Below are 721 nucleotides of genomic sequence, written 5' to 3'. Positions count from 1 at the left end.
AGATCCTCTGGGGCTGTGATCAGCATCCCCTTAATCTGATTGATCGTCGCAGTCCGAGCCTGCAGCGCCGAGGACCTTGAGGTCCGCAGTACTCGCAGCGACTCCACGAGCCCGTCCCCGCCCTTGGGCGCCGCGCTGGCTCTGCCACCCAGCACAGCCTCAGCGGCGGAATAAGCATCGAAGGGATCGCTCTTGCCGTGGAGTCGCCGGTCGAACCGGTTGGGTCGATTCACCTCGAACACCGTGATGCCTGCCTCCCGCACAGCTCGGGTGACCGCGGCTCCATAGGAGCCGGTGCACTCGATGCCCACGCTGACCAATCCAGGCCAGGAACCCAAAAACCGCAATGCTGCCTGGTACCCAGTCGCGGTAGTCGGTATTTGGGCATCAGCCAGTCGGCGCCCGGCTTGGTCGATCACCGCGAGGTGATGTGTGTCCGCGTGCGTGTCGATCCCGCCGTAGACCTTAACCTGCTTATCGTTCATCATGGGAACTGCGCCCCTTCTTTTCGAGTTCTCGGGTGCGCAGCTCAGCCGGCGTCAGTCAGTTCACTATCGGGGACACGCCAGACTCCTATCAGGACATGACGGCCTGCTGGGCTGCACTTATTACAGTGAGCCGAGCCAGTCGACACGTCGTAAACAGGACAACCCCCAGACAGCGGGGTGTCAGAAGAGCCATGAGTCAGACCCGACCACAAGACCATCATCGATCCGTTTGG

General features: G+C 61.7%; 2 protein-coding genes. Both read right to left on the bottom strand.

Annotation, left to right across the window (positions count from 1 at the left end; translation table 11 throughout):
- Window positions 1–488 (bottom strand): transposase (locus tag INT32_RS22030; protein WP_193090808.1); only part of this gene is annotated, 488 nt, incomplete at its 3' end.
- 41 nt (window positions 489–529) lie between these two features.
- On the bottom strand, window positions 530–721 hold a 192-nt coding region (locus INT32_RS22245), incomplete at its 5' end, for a hypothetical protein (RefSeq protein WP_226817358.1).

Origin of the sequence: Advenella sp. FME57 (assembly GCF_014897675.1) — a bacterium.
Classification (GTDB): domain Bacteria; phylum Pseudomonadota; class Gammaproteobacteria; order Burkholderiales; family Burkholderiaceae_B; genus Advenella.
This window is presented reverse-complemented; position numbering and strand designations above follow the sequence as displayed.